This is a genomic window from Okeania sp. KiyG1, from assembly GCF_014132355.1.
Classification (GTDB): Bacteria; Cyanobacteriota; Cyanobacteriia; order Cyanobacteriales; family Microcoleaceae; genus Okeania.
Window position 1 is genome coordinate 17,136 of record NZ_BLZO01000136.1, and the last position, 19,213, is coordinate 36,348.

General features: G+C 39.0%; 19 protein-coding genes and 1 pseudogene. 11 read left to right on the forward strand and 9 right to left on the reverse strand.

What is annotated here, in order from left to right:
- Positions 1 to 284: 284 nt before the first annotated feature.
- Complete coding sequence (locus SAGCYANO_RS32215) at positions 285 to 812, reverse strand: DUF4330 domain-containing protein (protein WP_202223799.1); 528 nt, start codon at positions 810 to 812, stop codon at positions 285 to 287.
- Positions 813 to 850: 38 nt separating this feature from the next.
- On the opposite strand from SAGCYANO_RS32215, the gene SAGCYANO_RS32220 reads away from it, so the two are divergent.
- Positions 851 to 1,003 (forward strand): hypothetical protein, encoded by a 153-nt coding sequence (locus SAGCYANO_RS32220; RefSeq protein ID WP_202223800.1) that lies wholly within the window; start codon positions 851 to 853, stop codon positions 1,001 to 1,003.
- Positions 1,004 to 1,067: 64 nt separating this feature from the next.
- Here SAGCYANO_RS32220 and SAGCYANO_RS48290 read toward each other — a convergent pair whose 3' ends face one another.
- Positions 1,068 to 1,190: a hypothetical protein gene (locus SAGCYANO_RS48290; RefSeq protein WP_255502786.1), complete on the reverse strand. Its 123-nt coding sequence runs from the start codon at positions 1,188 to 1,190 to the stop codon at positions 1,068 to 1,070.
- Positions 1,191 to 1,528: 338 nt separating this feature from the next.
- Between SAGCYANO_RS48290 and SAGCYANO_RS32225 the strand changes: the two genes are divergently transcribed.
- Positions 1,529 to 2,383, forward strand: a complete 855-nt coding sequence (locus tag SAGCYANO_RS32225; protein WP_202223801.1) for a M48 family metallopeptidase — start codon at positions 1,529 to 1,531, stop codon at positions 2,381 to 2,383.
- 670 nt (positions 2,384 to 3,053) lie between these two features.
- Here the strand turns inward: SAGCYANO_RS32225 and SAGCYANO_RS32230 are convergent.
- The 5 genes from SAGCYANO_RS32230 to SAGCYANO_RS32250 form a co-directional block, all read right to left on the reverse strand.
- Complete coding sequence (locus SAGCYANO_RS32230; protein ID WP_202223802.1) at positions 3,054 to 3,842, reverse strand: DUF2063 domain-containing protein; 789 nt, start codon at positions 3,840 to 3,842, stop codon at positions 3,054 to 3,056.
- A 434-nt stretch (positions 3,843 to 4,276) separates the two neighbouring features.
- Entirely contained in the window at positions 4,277 to 5,194 is a 918-nt protein-coding gene (locus SAGCYANO_RS32235) for a DUF692 domain-containing protein (RefSeq protein ID WP_202223803.1), read from the reverse strand.
- Positions 5,195 to 5,641: 447 nt separating this feature from the next.
- Positions 5,642 to 5,926 carry a DUF2282 domain-containing protein gene (locus tag SAGCYANO_RS32240; RefSeq protein WP_202223804.1) on the reverse strand — a complete coding sequence of 95 codons (285 nt, stop codon included), beginning with the start codon at positions 5,924 to 5,926 and terminating at the stop codon, positions 5,642 to 5,644.
- A 798-nt stretch (positions 5,927 to 6,724) separates the two neighbouring features.
- Positions 6,725 to 8,056 carry a Rieske 2Fe-2S domain-containing protein gene (locus SAGCYANO_RS32245; RefSeq protein WP_202223805.1) on the reverse strand — a complete coding sequence of 444 codons (1,332 nt, stop codon included), beginning with the start codon at positions 8,054 to 8,056 and terminating at the stop codon, positions 6,725 to 6,727.
- Between the two features lie 235 nt (positions 8,057 to 8,291).
- A complete protein-coding gene (locus tag SAGCYANO_RS32250; protein ID WP_202223806.1) occupies positions 8,292 to 8,633 on the reverse strand; it encodes a helix-turn-helix domain-containing protein in 342 nt (113 codons plus the stop codon).
- Positions 8,634 to 8,819: 186 nt separating this feature from the next.
- Between SAGCYANO_RS32250 and SAGCYANO_RS32255 the strand changes: the two genes are divergently transcribed.
- The 4 genes from SAGCYANO_RS32255 to SAGCYANO_RS32270 are packed head-to-tail and all read left to right on the forward strand — an operon-like array spanning position 8,820 to position 11,606.
- Positions 8,820 to 9,665 (forward strand): enoyl-CoA hydratase/isomerase family protein, encoded by an 846-nt coding sequence (locus SAGCYANO_RS32255; RefSeq protein ID WP_202223807.1) that lies wholly within the window; start codon positions 8,820 to 8,822, stop codon positions 9,663 to 9,665.
- 39 nt (positions 9,666 to 9,704) lie between these two features.
- Positions 9,705 to 9,887, forward strand: a complete 183-nt coding sequence (locus SAGCYANO_RS32260; protein ID WP_202223808.1) for a hypothetical protein — start codon at positions 9,705 to 9,707, stop codon at positions 9,885 to 9,887.
- Positions 9,880 to 10,698 carry an SDR family NAD(P)-dependent oxidoreductase gene (locus SAGCYANO_RS32265; protein ID WP_202223809.1) on the forward strand — a complete coding sequence of 273 codons (819 nt, stop codon included), beginning with the start codon at positions 9,880 to 9,882 and terminating at the stop codon, positions 10,696 to 10,698. Before SAGCYANO_RS32260 ends, SAGCYANO_RS32265 begins: the two co-directional genes overlap by 8 nt.
- A 23-nt stretch (positions 10,699 to 10,721) precedes the next feature.
- Positions 10,722 to 11,606 (forward strand): DUF4437 domain-containing protein, encoded by an 885-nt coding sequence (locus SAGCYANO_RS32270; protein ID WP_202223810.1) that lies wholly within the window; start codon positions 10,722 to 10,724, stop codon positions 11,604 to 11,606.
- Between the two features lie 266 nt (positions 11,607 to 11,872).
- Here the strand turns inward: SAGCYANO_RS32270 and SAGCYANO_RS32275 are convergent.
- Positions 11,873 to 12,055 (reverse strand): annotated as a pseudogene (locus tag SAGCYANO_RS32275) (transposase); the annotation flags it as partial.
- Between the two features lie 27 nt (positions 12,056 to 12,082).
- Here SAGCYANO_RS32275 and SAGCYANO_RS32280 point away from each other — a divergent pair.
- From SAGCYANO_RS32280 to SAGCYANO_RS32290, 3 genes are all read left to right on the forward strand, one after another.
- Complete coding sequence (locus SAGCYANO_RS32280; protein ID WP_375340030.1) at positions 12,083 to 12,943, forward strand: RNA-guided endonuclease InsQ/TnpB family protein; 861 nt, start codon at positions 12,083 to 12,085, stop codon at positions 12,941 to 12,943.
- A 108-nt stretch (positions 12,944 to 13,051) separates the two neighbouring features.
- Positions 13,052 to 13,276 (forward strand): hypothetical protein, encoded by a 225-nt coding sequence (locus tag SAGCYANO_RS32285; RefSeq protein ID WP_202223811.1) that lies wholly within the window; start codon positions 13,052 to 13,054, stop codon positions 13,274 to 13,276.
- Between the two features lie 272 nt (positions 13,277 to 13,548).
- Positions 13,549 to 14,568 (forward strand): zinc-binding alcohol dehydrogenase family protein, encoded by a 1,020-nt coding sequence (locus SAGCYANO_RS32290; protein WP_202223812.1) that lies wholly within the window; start codon positions 13,549 to 13,551, stop codon positions 14,566 to 14,568.
- Positions 14,569 to 15,253: 685 nt separating this feature from the next.
- Here SAGCYANO_RS32290 and SAGCYANO_RS32295 read toward each other — a convergent pair.
- Positions 15,254 to 16,069 (reverse strand): SDR family oxidoreductase, encoded by an 816-nt coding sequence (locus SAGCYANO_RS32295; protein ID WP_202223813.1) that lies wholly within the window; start codon positions 16,067 to 16,069, stop codon positions 15,254 to 15,256.
- A 158-nt stretch (positions 16,070 to 16,227) separates the two neighbouring features.
- Between SAGCYANO_RS32295 and SAGCYANO_RS32300 the strand changes: the two genes are divergently transcribed.
- Both SAGCYANO_RS32300 and SAGCYANO_RS32305 read left to right on the forward strand, forming a co-directional pair.
- On the forward strand, positions 16,228 to 17,700 hold the full coding sequence (locus tag SAGCYANO_RS32300) for an NAD(P)/FAD-dependent oxidoreductase (RefSeq protein WP_202223814.1): 1,473 nt from the start codon (positions 16,228 to 16,230) through the stop codon (positions 17,698 to 17,700).
- Between the two features lie 105 nt (positions 17,701 to 17,805).
- Positions 17,806 to 17,955, forward strand: coding sequence for a hypothetical protein (locus SAGCYANO_RS32305; protein WP_202223815.1), 150 nt, complete (start codon positions 17,806 to 17,808; stop codon positions 17,953 to 17,955).
- The last annotated feature ends 1,258 nt before the right edge of the window (positions 17,956 to 19,213 follow it).

Consider the following 19,213-nt stretch of genomic DNA (forward strand, 5'->3'; position numbering starts at 1 on the left):
TAGTGTAAACCCAAGGGTGAATATCTACAGGAAATAATGGTTTTTTTCTTGCGAGGGTAGCCTTCGGACCTCTTCCCTCTTCCCTCTTCCCTCTTCCCTCTTCCTTCTTCCTTCTTCCTTACCTTTGTTATACAAGACCGATGCTACCGGACATGATATGAGAGAACTATTTTCAGACATGAGTAACTAACACTTTTATCAAAATTTTAATTATTTCAATAAAGCAGAGGGCAGACAGCAGAAGGCAGAAACCTTCTGCCCTCTGCCTTCCCCCGATTGCTAAATTACTCTCTTACTCGCACATCAATTACACTAGCATTAAAATTATAATCTGCACCCTCCAACTCAATTGTCATACCAATTTTTATTTTAATATTTCCCAATACAGGACCATCATCAGTCACTCTACCTTTACCTTCCAATGTTAACAAAAGATTCCGACTAAAAAGTTCTTTTTCTCTAGGATCGGGTAAGGCTTTGACTGAGCCATCCGGCTGAGGAACTGCCACTTTTCGAGTCAAAAATTCCACAGATTTTAGGTCAACTTTTCCATAAGGTTGATTTCTAATAATTAATTGAGTTTTCTCTCCTTCCCTTAATAATTTTTCAGGGTTGCGTCCTTTTAAACCTAAAGCAATAGCATCTACTTCCATTGGTTTAGTAATAATATTACCCACTTGAGCAACAGAAGTTTTATTAGTACCAGGAACGATAAATATTCCCAGTAATACCATTAAAATTATTAATACAGCGCCCACATCTAAGACACTGACTTTACCAAATAATCGTCCTTGAGAATCCAGAATTTTCATAATTTCATCAACTAATAATTACAAGATTGAATGGGGGGATGGGGGGATGGGGGGATGGGGGATGGGGAGATGGGGAGATGGGGAGATTGGGGGATGGGGAGATAAAGAAAGATGTGGCAATGGCTGAAAATGGGACATTTTTTTATACCGAATTAAACGGATTTGATATAACTAATTACTATATAAATTAGCATTTCTTACGGAATTCTCCGCAAACTTCTTTTTTTATTTATCTAGACCTACTTATACCATTTCTCAAAAACTTTCTCCTTCTATTCCTATTTCTTCTTCTTTCTTCCCTTCTGACTCCTGACTCCCCCTCCCAGGAGGGGTTAGGGGTGGGTTGACTCCTAAGTAATTAGGATTAATATCATACACGCACTTCAGCAACGCCTTAAAAATAAGTTCAATGGATGAAGATAAGGAGGTTTTTTATTAGCTAAACTCCCTTATCTTCGGTAGTAAAATCAAGTTTTAACTTTGCGGAAAAGCTATCAATAACTTTTGTAGTGAATGACAACAACAAGCAAATATCATTCACTAATTTATTTGTAATAGCAGTTGAAGGAAAAATTAGGACATATAGTAGTCGAAGGAAAGGTTAGGACAAATCAAAAGCTTCAAACTTAGACAAAGCAAGATTTTTTCCTCCTTCGGTTCTTCCTTCTTCCTTCTGCAATAAATCTAAAATCTAGTACCTTTTAATCGAAAAACTCATGTTGAAAAAGTTATCTCTAATTTCTCGCTCTTCCTTTCGTCAAGTATCATACCCATTAATTTCTGTAATGGTTGCTGCTGGTTTATGTGCAGGTACAGCATCTCCCAGTCAAGCTATTCCCTGGAGAGAATTAATTTTCCAGAGTATTCAGATGATTCAAATTTCTAACCTTTCTGACCGCCAAGAAGTTGAACTTGGTAAACAAATTAATCAACAAATATTGAAACAGAGAAACGTTAAACTTTATCGCGATCGCGCAGCTAACGAATATATTAATAGAATTGGCCAAAGATTGGCTGCTGTAAGTCCCCGTCCAGATATTCCCTATACTTTTCAAGTAGTAGAGGATGAAAGTATAAATGCTTTTGCCACTATGGGAGGTTTTGTCTATATCAATACTGGTTTAATGAAAGCTGCAGAGAACGAAGCAGAGTTAGCTAGTGTTGTTTCTCACGAAATTGCCCATATTGCTAGTCGTCATGCGGTAAAACAGTTACGTCAGACATTATTGGCCCAGGGTTTAGCTACAGCAGCAGGTGTAGATGATAGTGTTGCTGTCCGAATGGGGGTAGAATTAGCATTACGTCGGCCTAAAAGTAGGGAGGCAGAATTTGAAGCTGATGCAATAGGTATTGAAACATTAGGTAGAGCGGGATATGCTCAGTATGGTGCAATTACATTTATGGAAAAGTTGTTAAAAAAGGGTTCTCCACCATCTTTTCTTAGCACTCATCCGGCAACATCAGCGAGGATCGAGCAAATGAAACAAATGATTAATCCGGAATTTGCTTACAATGGTGATGGGTTGGATGATAGACGTTATCAGGTAATTGTAAGTCAATTAATTCCGTAGTTAAAATTCACCGAAAAATTGGGTCTGAAACTTCCCCCTTCTAGGGGAATTTTTTCATTTTAGGGTACAGGGAATAGGGAATAGGGAATAGAGAACAAGGAGAAATTTTGTGGCGCACTTATTCTGCACGGAAAATATTCTCGCTTCAACAGTTATATACAGAAGATTTCAGGTAAATGAGGTACACATAAGAATGGTAAAGTGTTTCCAGTGCACGCATCTGGCCCGCGACTGATGTACCTTACTAATATGAAATACGCTGTAATTTTTATTATGGCTAATTAATGAGACTTGATATTAGATAGTTATATCTACAAGACTTACGCAGAGACTCTACATATAGAAGCCATTTGGTATCTTGATAAATATCAAGTTTTTTTAGCTATCAAATGGGTTCTATAGAGAGGGCAAATACCATTCGCCCCTACAGATGGTGATTTAAAAGTCAATTTGCGTAAGTCCCGATCTATTATTTTTACTTTTTACCTATTTTTTTCTTCAATATCGGGTGCATCTCATATTTGCAAAAATACTTTTTTCCTATATATTCCCAGATGAGCTGTTGCCTTTCCGAGCTTTTGCCTAAAAGCGATAAATTTTTGGCTTTATTCAAAATTGAGATGCACAGTCAATATATGTTTATTCTTCCTTCTTCCTTCTTTCCTCTTCCTTATTCCTTCTTAAGACAAAAATTATCAATCCAACCTCGCTGTACAAATAATGGAAGTAATGAACCCACATCAACTTGAGGTTCAATATCAACAACTTTTTCGCAAACAATTTCAAATGGATAATTCTCTTGAAAAATATTTAGTAATTCCCATTCTTCATTGTTAGGTAAATCAATTCGCATATCATAACCCTGTCGCCACAAAAATATTTTTACTCCGCCTTCATCTAGACTTACCATTTTATCACCTTGATAATCGGGTTGATTGACTTGCCAAATCCTATGAATAGGATAAATAGACTCTAATAAAACACTATTTTTCGGTAAATACAAAATCAAATCTCCCCATTTTTCTTGAGGAATTTCACCCAAAGCTTGAAAATCTAAACCCTTTGTATCTTCACCACAAAAAACTCGATGCCAATGCCATTCTAAACGTGCTATATCTGGCAGATATGGTAAGTTTTTTGCTGGTTCAAAATCTGCCAGGAAATCTGCAAACTGTTCTCCATAATCTCCCAAATCAGGTGATAAACAAGGAAACTGATTAATAAATTTTAATGCGGTTGCTTCAAAAAAATTTTCTCCCACTAACTGACATAACACAGGATAAATTGACGTTAATGTATTACTCAAATTTCCAACAACATTACCCCTGTAAATTGCCAAACCTTCAGCAGGTGTTAAATTATTTGGTGCCTTAATATGTTTGCTTAATTCTTCTATACTAATACTGTCTTTTTTCCATACAGCTTGGAGAAATAAATTTTGTAGAGTAATATTTTCCATTACCAAATAATTAATAATTAGGGTTTGCGCTCAAAAGTCTTTTAGTAGGGGTAGGAGACAACCCACCCCTAACCCCTCCCAACCCACCCCTAACCCCTCCCAGGAGGAGGGAAGACAGGATAAATGGGAATGAGCGAGGAGGTAGGAGCAAGAATTGTCAGAATGATTTTTCTGCCCAACTATGAGCCTAAAATACTAAATTTTTGAGCATGAATAGCTGAAAAATTTGCACTTTTTAGACAAAAAAAGCTAAAGTTTTTATATGTAAATGCTTTTAGATTTAATCAGCAAGCTCTAATTAAATAATTAAATAATTCAGGTTAAAAGCCTCCCCTTGAAAGGGGAAAAAAATTATTTTTTTCCTTAAGGGTCAATTCTCTCCCTTTTGGGGACAGGTAGTTATCCATTATCCATTATCCATTATCCATTATTCATTATTCATTATCCATTAATGAACTGACCTTTTGTAATAATTTTTCAGCCTTATTTGCTTCTGCCATTAACACTTCAAAACTTGGAATATCTGTATCCCATTCTATTAAAGTAGGTACACTGCCAAACCTGACTAAGGCTTCTTCATACAACTCCCAAACAGGAGGATGTACGGGATAACCGTGGGTATCTAATAGATAATTTTCCTTTTCTTCATAACCTGCCAAATGAATTTGTTTAACCCTTTTTGCAGGGATACCATCCAGATATTTTAGAGGGTCAATTCCATTATTTATAGCATTAACATAAAGATTATTTATATCCAGAAGTAAGTAACAGTCAGCTTTTTTTACTAATCCCTCAATAAACTCCCATTCCGACATAGTTGAATCTGTAAAAGTTAAATATGGGGAGGGATTTTCAATTAAAATTTGTCTACCTAAAAATTCTTGTACTTGCAGAATACGGGATGCCACAAAATCCATCACCTTTTCTGTATAAACAAGCGGAATTAGATCGTTAAGATAGTGACCGCTGACAGATATCCAAGATAAATGGTCGGAAATAAAATCTGGTTCAACTTTTGCTGCTAAATTTTTTAGGCGAGTTAAATAATCTAAATTTAATGGGTCTGTTGAACCCAAAGACATTCCTACTCCATGTAAAGTGACAGGATAATCTTGACGAATTTTTTCTAAATTAAATAGTGGCAAACCACCAGCACAAAAATAGTTATCTGATAAAACTTCAAACCAATTTACTTTCGGTTTTTCAGTCAGAATATATTGATAATGGAGGGAACGTAAGGCAATTCCTGCACCTTGAATTGATGATGACTGAATGTAGGGTAAATCTCCCTTACTTTGCCAGTTTTGATTAACATCAAATTCTAGTTTTTGAGATTCTATTTCAGTTGTCATAAGCTGTTTTTGTTTAAGAAGGAAGAAGGAAGAAATAAGAAGGAATAAGGAATAGGGAAAGACCAAAGAACTAGAAATAAGGAATAATATCATGTCGGGATAATTAGTGAGAAAAAAACTTTATCCTTCTCCTCTTCTTGAATTCTTCTTTCTTCCCTCCTGACTCCTGACTTCCCCTCCCCTCCAGGGAGGGGTTAGGGGTGGGTTGGGAGGGGTTAGGGGTGGGTTGACTCCTGACTCATATTGCCATTAAACTCTTAAGAGATAAAGATAAAAAAATATGGCATTCTTGAATTTCTAGCTGATTTGATTCAACAGAGATAAATAGAGGAAAAGGGAGCTATTTATAAAATATTTTCCTCTGCTCTACTCTATGATTATCAAATCATAACCCTATTCAAAGATGCCACAAATTTTGTTATAATTGTTTAAATTTTTAGTTGATATCTATTTAGACTCTGGAACATAAACTCTTGCACCAACAATTTTCTCGCAAGTACCTTCTGGGACATAGATCCACTCATTAGGATCTGAATCTACTTTAGCCTGACCTGAACAGGTATGGTCATTAGCACCACAATCATTCATGCCAGCTTTAACAATACCAGCACATTTCTCCATACCTTCTTTGCCAGCAAGAGCTTCTTGATTACTAGAAACAGTAGCAAGACCAACAGCTAGTACGCCAGCGATCGCAGTAGATACAGCTAATTTTTTGTTGATGTTTTTCATAATATTATTTTCTCCAATTAATTAAGTTCAACCTTACACTTATAAAGTATTTACTATCGATATTAAGATATTCTATGAAAAATCTGAGATTCACCTGAGAAAGTGGTAAAAGATTAGTGAGTATTTTTTATAACTAAGACTGGGTCATTTCAGTGACCAGTTATCAGTCATTCCTACAGGACTTCAAAACTTAGTTAACCCCTATTCTCCATCAGATAAAGTTTGCTTAATTTATAAATAATTGTTAGATAATTTATTCTGATTTATCTTCTACTTTCTATTTAATAAAATAAAATTTGAACTGCTTGCTTTTAGGTTAATTAAGTTGATGATATTAGTTTAACTAATGAAACTAGGGCCTTCCTCAGTAGTTATATTTTATGGAAATTCTATTTAATTAATTTATATAAGTTTAAAAAAATAATTCTATAAAAAGTGCATCTCGATTCAAATAGTCTGATACCAATTCTCAAAAACTTTGCTCTACTTGGATATTCTACTTCTAAATACTATTTATTGACGTAATTTGATTGTTAACTAACCTCTGTGATTTTTCCAGTTATTTTTACCGAATAATTAAGCTTTAAAGCCTCTCCTTGAAAGGAGAAAAAAGCGGTCGAGAGATGGCGGACTGCAAAGCAGCTTTGTCAAGAGCGGGTCTCCTCGCTGGCCGACCATCGACCAAGAGAAGAAAAAATTTTCCTTTTAGTCAATCTTATCCGTTTTCAAGGAGAGGTAATTATTCATAATTAATTATTAATTGTTGAACACAGATTGTTGCATACTTTTGAAAGCAATTCATTTTTTAGCATGGATATAATCAACAAAGTAAAATTGAGGAATTAACCACAGTTTCAACCAAGCATAAATTACCATTCCCAAAAGTGCTGTAATTACTAAAGGTAAACCTATTTGAATCCGCAAATTGTCAGGAAAAATAGCAACTCCAGACACAATGATTATGAAATAAGTTATAAGTAAAATTTGTAATCTTTGTAGATTTTTCAATGCTTGCCGACAACTTCTACAATGCTGAGTATGTTGTTGATAACGATCCAATATCAAAGCACGATTATTATTTATTAGTGAGTTATTTGGTATGCTAATTCCTACTTGACTCCAAGGTAGTTGACCATCACAATATTTATCAAACCAGTTCCTAAATTCAATTACTAAACGGTCTGCACTTGTAGGTAACTTGTAAGCTGTTTTCCAACTTTCACTTAATTGTTTTTGTTGAAGTAAATACTCTTGTTGACTTAATAGAATCATATCTCCATCGATAACTAAATTCCGAGTTTTAATATGATCCCACCAACGCGGTGTCAGTCGATGAATTGTTTTAGCAAAATTCCTGGGAAACTGAGCAACAATTCTAGATTTACCAGGGGATACAGGCAAACAATAAGTAACAAGTCCTATTTTTTTTCCACTGCCACCAATACTAATTTCATACTCTAAACGACAAGGTGGTTCAAAAGTAATTTTTGTCGGCAAATTTCCAGGACTAGAAACTTCAATTAAATCAATTGTTGATTGTACAATTTCCATAACTATTGGTCCAGCTTTTTCTCTATTCCCCTGAACCCCGTGATGAGCAAAAGGAACATGACTAGGATCTGCTACATTTTCTACTAAAGTTTGCCAATCATATTCGAGATCGCGGACATAAGAAGACCACACAAAACCTTTGTCAGCATCTATTTGTGCTGATAATGGTAGGGGTGTAATAGCAGCTAAGTCTGCTGTTTTCGCATCAGGCCAAACCCAGAGTAAATCATTTTCTTGACGCACTGGTAATGAAGTAACACAGAAATTTTGTTGATTTTTTGCTATAATTTCAGGATTTTCAGCTTGGGGAATATGAGTACAGATACCTTGAGAATCAAATTGCCAACCATGATAACTACACATTAAATTACCCGTTTTCTCATCAACACGACCCTCGCTTAAGGGTGCTAGACGGTGAGGACAAACATCTAAAAATACCTGGTAATTCTCAGAATATCTTGGCTTCCAGATAACTAAACGTATTCCCAGCAGAGTGACGGGAACAGGTATTTCTGGATCTAGGTCTTCAATGGGAGAAAGAGGATACCAGTGCTGAAAAAAATTAAATTTGGTTTGCATTTTATTTTAGGTAGTAATTTTTAGTTCAATTTGTCTCATCTATACTAATTTACTCTAAGGATGTCACAAATAGTCAGCAACTGATGATCTGGAATAATAGGCTGAAATTATTGTAAGCGTCAATACTTTAAATCTATCAACTTTCACTTCGCGCATTCTGACTTCCAGAAATAATGTTTTTAGAGAGCTTAACTACTTTAACGAGCTAATTTTTATTACTTGACAAAGAAAAAGACTAATCACATTTTACATTCATATGCTCTGCTCCCCAATCTCTCATAGAAATCATAATTGGCTCCAGAGTACGACCATAATCTGTAAGCGAATATTCTACTCGTGGCGGTACTTCAGCATAGACTTTTCGCGCGACAATATTATCTTTTTCCAATTCGCGTAGTTGATTAACAAGCATACGCTGCGTAATACCTTTAATTTTTTTCTTCAATTCGCCGAAACGTAATACATCATTCTGCAAGAGATTAAAAATAATCACAGGTTTCCACCGTCCACCAATCACCGATAACGTGGCTTCGACAGAACACCCATAGGGGCGATCGTAATTATTTTTCTGCGTCATAATTCTCTAAACCTTTCAATAGTTACTTTTAACTCACTATATAAAAAAATTGTACCTACTTGTCATTATTTGCATTTTTATTATACTTTTAATCATATAACTCATAAAACAGTCAGCACCCCGCGCTAAAGCGAATGGGAAACTTTTAGATGTTCAATTTTTAACAACTTGCAAAAGGAGATAGATATGGCTGATGAAAACTACACTACATTAAAGGCGACAAAGAATGGAGCAGTCCTTACTGTTACTTTTGATTACCCTCCTGTGAATATTCAAGGGATTCCTATGCTAGACGATCTAAATCGTTTGGCGGAAACACTTGAGGGCGATCGCAGCATCAAAGTTGTTGTTTTCCAGTCTGCGCACCCAGAGATTTTTGTAGCCCATGCCGACACTAATTTCCTCAAAGATATGTCTACAACAGCAGTATCGCGCGATGAGGTAGAACTGCTCTATCTACAGACAACACTGGAGCGTATTAGTAAATTACCACAGGCAACTATTGCCAAAATCGAAGGGTTCGCACGCGGTGGCGGTCATGAATTTGCACTAGCTTGTGATATGCGCTTTGCAGCTCGTGGTAAGGCAAAGTTCATGCAGATGGAAGTCGGTATGGGCATTCTACCTTGTGGTGGTGGCGCATCACGCATGGCGCGTCAGGCAGGTTTGGGCCGAGCATTGGAAATTATTTTAAGTGCCCGTGATTTTGATGCGGACGAAGCAGAAGCCTATGGCACTATTAATAAGGCTCTTGATGCCGATCAAATTGGTGCTTACGTTGATGAGTTGGCAAAACGCATCGCCTATTTCCCCGCTGATTCGATTAATGCTTGCAAGCAGGCAGTCTATGCTTCAATCGACAAGCCAATTGAAGATGCTCTTAGAGAAGAAGCTTACTGGCTTTATCAGGCAACAAGCAAAACACCAGCAATTAAGCGTTTCCAAATCGCAGATGACACAAGCCTTCAAAATGATATGGAGAACCAGCGTAACTGGGAGCAAGGAGTTATTGCTATTCAGGAAATCGAATAATGGACACTGAAAAGAATAAACAAACCGTTCGTGAGTTTTTTGAACACTTCTGTGCAGCAAATGTTTCAGCAGCCCTTGATTTGCTTGATGATGCTGTTATCTGGCGTCCGAGAAGAGATCGGTGTAAATCATATTGCACTGAACCTGCGCTTTAATAAAGCCGATATTGATACAACACTGAAACGTTTAGCAGATGATATCCTGCCAGACTTCAATGGATAAAAGAGACAAAGCCATGCAAAAAACTATTTTAATTACTGGCTCTACCGATGGTATTGGACTGGAAACAGCGAAGATACTTACTTCACTGGGGCACCATGTGTTATTGCACGGTCGTAATCCAAAAAAGCTCGAACAACTGCAAAAAACGCTTCTTGAACTCAAAGGTGGCGGACGTATTGAAATCTATGTAGCCGATTTATCGCTCATGGATAATGTCGAGGAACTCGCGAAAACTGTAGCGGAAAAGCACTCTAAACTTGATGTTTTAATTAATAATGCAGGTGTCTATAATGCGCCCGATCCTGTTACCCAGGATGGTCTTGATATACGCTTTGCTGTCAATACCATCGCTCCCTATCTGCTTACACAACGGTTATTATCACTGCTCGGTACTTCAGGAAGGGTGATTAATCTTTCTTCCGCTGCTCAATCGACCGTCCAAGGAGAAGCACTGACTGGACGAGTCAAGTTGTCCGACGGAGCAGCTTATGCACAAAGCAAACTAGCGCTTACAATGTGGTCGCGCAGTCTAGCAGTTTCCCTTGAGGATAACGGTCCTATAATCATCGCGATTAACCCTGGATCGATGCTTGGCAGCAAAATGGTAAAGCAGGCATTTGGAGTAGCTGGTGGCGATATCCGCATCGGAGCAGAAATACTGACTCGTGCAGCACTTACGGATGAGTTCAAAACTGCTTCAGGCAAGTATTTCGACAACGATTTAGGTCAGTTTGTCTCTCCCCATCCCGATGTACTTAATACAGGGAAATGCCAAGAGATTGTACGTGTTATTGAGACAGTTTTAGCTTAAACTTTAGTAGTACATCAAACTAAGTGATTACCAAAAATTTTCCCCATGAAAAATATAAGAAGGTTTTATTACTCGCACTTGCACTCTTCGTAACCGCCTTGGGTTGCGCGCAGGTCGCATCCCAAAGCATCGAGTCGGAATTAGCAGCCAAGCCAACCTCCGAGGTAGTCTTGAGGTCCGAAGTCCAGTGGGGACCTCTCAACCCCGCCCGTGGCGACCAAAGCCCGAGGGCTGGTACTCTTTGGGGCGATCGCACTGGCTCCGGGCCGTCAGGCTTCCTCGTTCAGTTTGTGGATGGCTTCTCGTCGCCGCCTCACATTCACAATATCACCTACCGTGGAGTGGCTATTAGTGGCACCGTTCACAACGATGACCCGAATGCCGAGAAGATGTGGCTGCCGACGGGTTCTTTCTGGACACAGCCAGCCGGAGGTGTGCACATTACCGCTGCCGAGGGCAGCAGCAACCTGGCATACATAGAGATCGACGAGGGGCCGTATCTTGTACTTCCCACTGAGGAGGCGTTTTCTAGCGATGATAAGCCAATTAACGTAGACCCATCAAACATTGTTTGGATCGATCAACCCGGAATGCCCGCCTCTGCCAATGGACCAAAAGTAGCCTTTCTTTGGGGCAACCCGCAAGACGACCAATTATACGGGAGTTTTGTCAAGCTACCTGCTGGATTTACTGGAAATATACTTAGCCACGGCTCCACATTCCACGCTGTGGTAATCCAGGGTCAACCACAGTACCAAGTGACGAGTGAGACCGATCTCAAGACCTTGGTGCCGGGCAGTTATTTCAGCTTGAAGAGAGAGTCGGTGCATCAAGTCTCGTCTAAAGCAACAGAGGAGAGCATCATCTATATACGCACTAATGGCAAGTTTGATGTCATTCCGGCCTAGCCTAAGAAGTAACCGCACCACATAGATTGGGTTCATCAAGCAAATCGCCCTAAATAGACCGCTTTATAGTGGCGCATAGCCATTTTAAGGTCATGTCTAACCTAAACTACTGTTTAAACTAGATTTGAGCCTTGTATTTCATACATTTATGTAAATCAACTTACAAAGCGCGTGAATATGGAACAAACCTAAAAAATGGCGGGAGAAAGTTAGCCAGCCTGTTTTAACGGCTGGTTGAATAGCGACACGCGGGTTTTAACCCGGTGTTACTTTCCGGTTTGGTTTTCAATGTACTTCCTGATAGTCTCCGTTGAAGCATTTCCTGTTGCTGCACAGAAAAAACTAGGAGTCCAAAGTGTGGGTAATTTTAGCAATCTAGGAAATTCTTTCCTCAAATGATGTGAAGCTCTACCTTTGACACGCTTAATTATTACGGATGGCGCAAAAGTTGGGTCAACTTCTAATTCTTATTACCAATGCCTAATAACTTAGATTTTAATCAGATTAAAGAGTATAGGTTCGTCCCTAGAAATAATTGTTTCTATCTAGAGTTTGTTTATGAGCAATCCAAACCAGAAACAGGCAATCCTATAGCAGAAAACGTTTTGGGTATTGACCCTGGCTTGAGCAATTGGTTAACCTGCGTGAGCAATGTAGGTAAGGCTTTTATAGTTGATGGCAAAAAGGTAAAATCTCAAAATCAATGGTACAACAAGCAACTAGCCCAAATCAAATCAGGTAAGTCTGCTGACTACTGGGACGATAACTTAGCAGCTATAACTGAAAAGCGTAACCGTCAGATGCGGGATAATGTGAACAAAGCAGCTAGGTTTATTATCAACTGGTGCATTGAGCATCAAGTAGGCACAGTAGTTTTTGGGTGGAATCAACGCCAAAAAGATAGTATTAACATTGGCAAGAAAAATAACCAACAGTTTGTTCAAATACCAACAGCCAAGTTAAAAACCAGGATAGCTGAATTATCTGAGCAGTATGGGATTAAGTTTGTTGAAACTGAGGAAAGCTATACGAGTAAAGCTAGTTTTTTAGATGATGATTTTCTACCGACATTTGGTGAAAAACCCGTTTGCGTAGCATTCCGTAGGAAAAGGTGGAAAGCATCAGGAAAGCGTGTAAATCGTGGCTTGTATCATTCAGCAAAAGGTCAAGTTATCAATGCTGACTGTAATGGTGCAGCCAATATTATCAAAAAATTAGCAACACAGCTAAGTATGGACTTAGCCAAGGTTGGTAGAGGAGTTTTGATGCTCCCACAACGATATAAGTTAGATTGTCTAACCAAAAAATATCGTAAGCAGTGCGTTGCGTGGCAATAGCGCCCGCACCCATCACATCCGCTTAGAATCCAGGGTGTTTTAACCCCTGGAGACATCAAAATAACCCTAAATCTACCTAATGACCTTTCTGATTCTGATTGGAAAAAAGTGAGTACTGTTTATAAGCAAATGGATGGGTGGATTGATGGTTATGACCATCCCTACTGGTTTGGGACTGAAGAGGACGATCTATATATCTGGGCTTCTGTAGAACTAAGCGGTCTACTATTATCTGGCAAGGTTGATGAAGGGATTTGGATCGGTTGGGTTACAGTCCTCTGTGCAAAGCTAACTTTGGCTTTAGGACGGGAAATACATGATGCTGAGGCATAAAATCTGTCGTTCAAAAGCTTTTATCTTCTTCTTTATATGTCAAGAAACTATTTAGTAGTATTTCATACTATAGTCATTCTTGTTTAGATTGATACGAGTTTTTCTTGCTGTGAAAGGGTTTGAGCTGAAAAAATGCCCCATTCTTATTCTGAATAACTATATTACGGAGAAATCATTGCTGTGTAAGCTTTTAAATACGATACGATCCTGTGATTCATAAGTCGCGGCCATACGCGATCGCCAAACATATTTAAAATTTGGAGGTAAAATCCATGAAAGCAGTAGGTTTAACTCAATATTTACCAATTGATAACGAAAATAGCCTGTTAGATGTTGAAATCCCTAAACCCACAGCAAAAGGCAAAGATTTACTGGTACAGGTTAAAGCAATTTCTGTTAACCCAGTAGATTATAAAGTCCGCTCTCCTCAAGATAAGGTTGAATCTGAACCCCGTATTCTTGGTTGGGATGCAGCAGGTATCGTGGTAGAAGTTGGAGAAGCAGTAACAGAATTTCAGCCGGGAGACGAGGTTTATTATGCAGGAGATATTACTCGTCCTGGTAGCAACAGTGAATTTCATTTGGTGGATGCCAGAATTGTCGGTCGCAAACCCCAGAATTTAGATTTTGCTCATGCAGCAGCTATTCCTCTTACTGGTATCACTGCTTGGGAAGCTCTATTTGAAAGATTGAATATTGATAAAAAAGGAGCAGATGCAGGCAAATCAATTTTAATTATCAATGGTGCAGGGGGAGTTGGTTCTATTGCGATTCAAATAGCGAAAAAGCTAGCCAAGCTTAATGTTATTGCTACAGCTTCTCGTCCTGAAACTATTGCTTGGTGTCAAAAACTTGGTGCTGATGAGGTGGTCAATCATCGAAATAACCTTGCGGAGGAAATCGAGAAAATTAGTTATCAAAATGTCGATTATATTTTTTGCTTGAACGACACCGATGGTCACTGGGAAGCTATGACTAAAGCGATTAAACCCCAAGGCACGATCTGTTCCATTGTCGAAAATGAACAACCGCTAGATATGAATACTTTGAAGAGTAAGAGTGGTGGCTTTGTTTGGGAATTTATGTTTACTCGCTCTATGTATCAAACAGAAGATATGGTAGAGCAAAGTAATTTACTTAATGAGTTGAGTCAACTAATTGAAGATGGTGTAATTGTTACAACTTGCAATGAGGTAGTCAAACCGATCGATGCTAAAAACTTACGGGATGTTCATCAACGTCTTGAAAAGGGTAGAACTATTGGAAAAATTGTTTTAGCTGAATGGAATTAATTTTTGGCGTTGTTCAACAATGAATAATGAATAATGAATAATGAATAATTACCTCTCCTTGAAACGGATAGGATTGACAAATTCATGAAAATTTTTCTTCTCTTGGTCGATTGGATATGGCGCAGGTTTCGGAGCCATCCCATCCTAACGGACTGCTCCGCAAACGACCGCTTATTATCCCCTTAAAAGGGGAGGCGCATACCCACAATTTTTCGGTAAATGAAGAGATGAAACCTTAAGGATCATCCCCCTGTGGTAGTTGCGAATATCCAACCAAAGTAGACAAGGGGTGTTACCCCTACTAGAAAATCATCTTAGCAATTACCAACGCCCAGTTTTTTACTTTACCTTTGATAAACCCTGATTTGGCGTAAAACAGTGGGTTATATCATGTTCGGTCGAATACTTACACTTTGGAGGAAGGAAGGCAGAAGGCAGATGGCAAAAGGCAGAAGGAAAAGAAAGGTTCAAAGCCAGAAGTTTTTTTATAACTGATTATCCGGACATAATATCATATCAAATCCGTTTAATTGGACATAAAAAAAATTCTCCAACTGCTATAACTACGCTCATCTTTCTAATTCCTCCTGACTCCTGACTCCTGACTTCCCCTCCCAGGAGGGGTTAGGGGTGGGTTGACTCCTCCTGACTTAACCATTCTATAACTGTTTAACCAGATTTGATATTAGATTGTCTTTTGATTTGAAATCAATCGATCGCTAATCCAATCAACCAACCCAGGGAAATACTGCTTGAAAATATGCAAAATTTGAGCGGGTTGATCGGGAAATACATGAAGTTGGTTACGAACAATGGCTTTAATTGTTCTTTCCATTACTTTAGCTGGATTAGTTGCCAAGTGTTCAGGAAAACCTTCCTTGCCTTGAGCTAGCGTTCCATAACGTTCTGAGAGAAGAATAGGGGTACGACTGAAAAAAGGATAAACAACAGTGACTTTAACATTATGGCTTTTTACTTCATTAAAAAGTCCTTCACTAAAACCACGCAAGCCAAATTTACTGCTGGAATAGTGAGCCATTCCCCCAGCAGCTATCCAACCTGATAGAGAAGAAATATTGACAATGTGTCCTTTTTTGCGCTCGATCATTCCTGCAGCAAAAAGAGAACTCAACCGCATTGGTGATAGTAAATTGACCTGCATCAACCGTTCCCATTTATCAGAGGGAACTTCGTCCATCCGACCAAATAATGCTATTCCCGCATTATTAATTAAAATATCAATGGGTATATCTAATGCTTTAACTCGATCGTAGAGATTCAAGCAGCCTTCGGGGTGAGAAAGATCGCTCTCAATACAAGAAATTATTTTCCCTGTAGTTATTTCGCTGGTTATTTTAGAAGCTTGCTCATCTAGAGAATCTTGTTTGATATCGCTCAGGACTAGATGGCTACCAGCTTGTAGTAACTGGCGCGTAAGTTCCTGGCCAAACCCCCCTGTAGCACCAGTCAGGACTACTGTAGCATTATTTAGTTCGGTCATCTGATTTGGTTGTATAGTAACTCATTTATATTGATGTGGTTAACATTCTAAGGTAAGAGAGTTAGCTGTATATATTTTTTCCCCGTAGAAGATTAGAATTTAAAAAACAGTGAGGTGAGCGGGTTCGCAGCCAAATAAGAACAGAGGAGAATTAAATCATGTCCACGGAACACTTTGACATTATGATTGTCGGAGCAGGACTTTCCGGTATCGCAGCCGCTTACTATCTACAGCTCAAGTGTCCCAGCAAAAACTACATCATTCTGGAAGGTAGAGACTCAATGGGTGGAACTTGGGACTTCTTCCGTTATCCAGGCATTCGCTCCGATAGTGATATGTATACCCTCGGTTATAGCTTTAAGCCCTGGCCCAAAGCCAAAGCTATTGCTGACGGGCCATCAATTTTGAAATATATTCAGGAAACAGCCTCCGAGAACGGCATTGACAAACACATTCGCTATAGTCTCCTGGTGAAGAAGGCTACTTGGTCAAGCGATCGTGCTGTCTGGACAGTTGAAACTGAATGCAAGAAAACGGCTGAGACCCTTCTGTTTAGCTGCAACTTCCTTCTAATGTGTTCTGGGTATTACAGTTACAAAGAGGGTTATACACCTAATTTCAAAGGGATGGAGTCCTTCAAGGGAGAAATAGTTCACCCACAGGATTGGCCAGAAAATCTCAACTATCGCGATAAGAAAGTGGTTGTCATTGGCTCTGGAGCTACTGCAATTACCCTAGTCCCGGAAATGGCTAAGGATGCAAGACATGTAGTAATGTTGCAGCGATCGCCTACTTATGTTGTCTCAAACCCTGAGTCTGATGTGCTTGCCAATTTCTTAAACAAGTTCATGCCCGAAAAGCTGGCTTATGCTATTATTCGTTGGAAGTATATCACACGCCAACAATTATTTTACCGTATTACGCGTACGAAACCTGAGAAGGTTAAGCAGAAACTTCTTGAGCTGGTCCGCAAAGAACTTGGAGATGACTATGATGTCGAGACTCATTTCACCCCACGCTACAACCCTTGGGACCAGCGCCTTTGTCTCGCACCGAACAGCGATTTCTTTGAGGCAATCAAGTCAGGTAATGCCTCCGTTATCACTGATATAATTGAGACCTTCACTGAGAAGGGTATACTCCTGAAATCGGGCAAAGAGTTGGAAGTTGACCTCATTGTTACAGCGACGGGGCTCAATCTGATTATACTCGGTGGCGTGCAATTCAGTGTAGACAACCAGGCAATTGAATTTCCGAAGACCTATACTTATAAGGGTATGATGTATTCGGATGTACCGAACCTGGTCTCGGTCTTTGGCTACATCAATGCTTCCTGGACTCTGCGTGCCGAACTTGTGGCAGAATATGTGTGTCGGTTGATTAACTACATGGACGAGATGGGATTTCATCAGTGTACGCCACGTCTGCGCGATCGAGATGGGAATATGCAAGCACGCTCTTTAATCAAAGACTTTTCTTCTGGCTATATGCAGCGCGTGATGCACTTATTCCCAAAGCAGGGTGACTGCGAACCCTGGATCTACCCGCAGAACTACCAGCGCGACAAGAAAATGATTCGTCATGGGGCACTCGAAGATGGTGTGTTGATATTTAGCCACAAGGAAACATAACTTTAACGAAGTCAGAAGTCAGAAGTCAACCCACCCCTAACCCCGACCTTGGAGGGGAGGGGGAAGTAGGGGCGTTAACGATAGTTATTTTTGTAACGGGGATGCGTGAGCAACTCTCCAAAAATATTGCGCCTTAAAAGGCGGGGTTTTATATATCATACCAAGCGTGATAAATGTTTGTTACAAATGGTAGGGACGTTGCATAGTCCGTACGAAAGAAGGAAGAAGGAAGAAGGAAGAGGGGAAAAATATTGAAAAAAAGGGAAAAACAATAGATATAAATATCTAAAATGAACTGGAGAAGCTATTTTTAAGCATATCCGATAAAACTCTACCTTTTTGTAGCATTCTTTTTTCAAAATGGTATCAGGACTTATATCATGTCCGTTTGTATCGTTTGTGTAAAAGTTGGGGAAATATCTACCGTCATATAAGGTTTTTCCTTGTCTTGTAGGGGCGTTAACGATAGTTATGCGCAAGCTTTCGGCCGTTTGCTGACGCATAGCTGACGAATGGCGTCCCTACTTCTTCCTTACTTCACTATACAATACCGATGCTACCGGACATGATATTACGCATAACCGCCATATATTGTAGGGGCGAATGGCATTCGCCCCCTACTGATAGCGTACTGTCTAATACCATTTTCAAAAAATACTGTTACAGTGCTTTATTCTGTTGGTAGGAGTTTTGAGATTAATACTGTAGCGACCTTTTTTGAATTTGGTATAAGAATTTGCGTAATATCATGTCCGGTTCAACAGTTATAAATAAATGACGGAGGAGTCAGGAGTCAACCCACCCCTCGCCCCTCCCCTCCCAAGAGGGGAGGGAAGTCAGGAGTCAGGAGGAAATAAAGAAGAAGAGAAGGAGACAGTTTTTTTATCACTAATTATCCGGACATGATATAAGTCCTGATATTATCCGGATAATTAGTTATTGTATGATGACAGGAGTCAGGAGTCAGGAGTCAGAAAGGATGAGAGTTGGAATTATCTGGGGATATTCCGGCATTTTATCCCACATTCCGCACATCAAGAGCGTAACATTAAAAGTAGTATATAAATCCGTAGCTTGGTAAGTATTTATACTATGCAAATCATCTTAATTACTTTTTTCGTTGATCAAATTCCGAGTAAAAAATTTACGCATAAATACTTGTTTGATTGATTACTCAATCACGGCAGCTATGATTTTCTTCTAAAATTCTGTCTCCTGTCTCCTGACTCCTTCTTCGGTTGCTACATTTTGTCGTGCGGAATGTAGATTTTATGTCTGCATTGAATGGAAGTAGAAAGTGCGATAACTGTATAACCGGATTTGATATTAGACCCATATTATTTTGATAAATGATTATTATTATCAAACGCGAAAAATCAAGATTTTAGACAGTATCTTAATAGTTGAAACCCTTATCCAACAATAGTTTTGAAGTGCTTGTCATATCAAATCCGTTGAATTCGGTATAAAAAAATGTTCCATCTTCAACCATTACCAAATATTTCTCCATCTC

Excerpts from the sequence above, each read along its gene's own strand:
- SAGCYANO_RS32290 (WP_202223812.1), top strand. The coding sequence starts at position 13,549 with ATGAAAGCAGTAGGTTTAACTCAATATTTACCAATTGATAACGAAAAT.
- SAGCYANO_RS32280 (WP_375340030.1), top strand. The coding sequence starts at position 12,083 with ATGCCTAATAACTTAGATTTTAATCAGATTAAAGAGTATAGGTTCGTC.
- SAGCYANO_RS32235 (WP_202223803.1), bottom strand. The coding sequence starts at position 5,194 with ATGACAACTGAAATAGAATCTCAAAAACTAGAATTTGATGTTAATCAA.
- SAGCYANO_RS32225 (WP_202223801.1), top strand. The coding sequence starts at position 1,529 with ATGTTGAAAAAGTTATCTCTAATTTCTCGCTCTTCCTTTCGTCAAGTA.
- SAGCYANO_RS32220 (WP_202223800.1), top strand. The coding sequence starts at position 851 with ATGGGGGGATGGGGGGATGGGGGATGGGGAGATGGGGAGATGGGGAGA.
- SAGCYANO_RS32295 (WP_202223813.1), bottom strand. The coding sequence starts at position 16,069 with ATGACCGAACTAAATAATGCTACAGTAGTCCTGACTGGTGCTACAGGG.
- SAGCYANO_RS32245 (WP_202223805.1), bottom strand. The coding sequence starts at position 8,056 with ATGCAAACCAAATTTAATTTTTTTCAGCACTGGTATCCTCTTTCTCCC.
- SAGCYANO_RS32300 (WP_202223814.1), top strand. The coding sequence starts at position 16,228 with ATGTCCACGGAACACTTTGACATTATGATTGTCGGAGCAGGACTTTCC.
- SAGCYANO_RS32230 (WP_202223802.1), bottom strand. The coding sequence starts at position 3,842 with ATGGAAAATATTACTCTACAAAATTTATTTCTCCAAGCTGTATGGAAA.
- SAGCYANO_RS32250 (WP_202223806.1), bottom strand. The coding sequence starts at position 8,633 with ATGACGCAGAAAAATAATTACGATCGCCCCTATGGGTGTTCTGTCGAA.
- SAGCYANO_RS32265 (WP_202223809.1), top strand. The coding sequence starts at position 9,880 with ATGGATAAAAGAGACAAAGCCATGCAAAAAACTATTTTAATTACTGGC.
- SAGCYANO_RS32255 (WP_202223807.1), top strand. The coding sequence starts at position 8,820 with ATGGCTGATGAAAACTACACTACATTAAAGGCGACAAAGAATGGAGCA.
- SAGCYANO_RS32215 (WP_202223799.1), bottom strand. The coding sequence starts at position 812 with ATGAAAATTCTGGATTCTCAAGGACGATTATTTGGTAAAGTCAGTGTC.
- SAGCYANO_RS32240 (WP_202223804.1), bottom strand. The coding sequence starts at position 5,926 with ATGAAAAACATCAACAAAAAATTAGCTGTATCTACTGCGATCGCTGGC.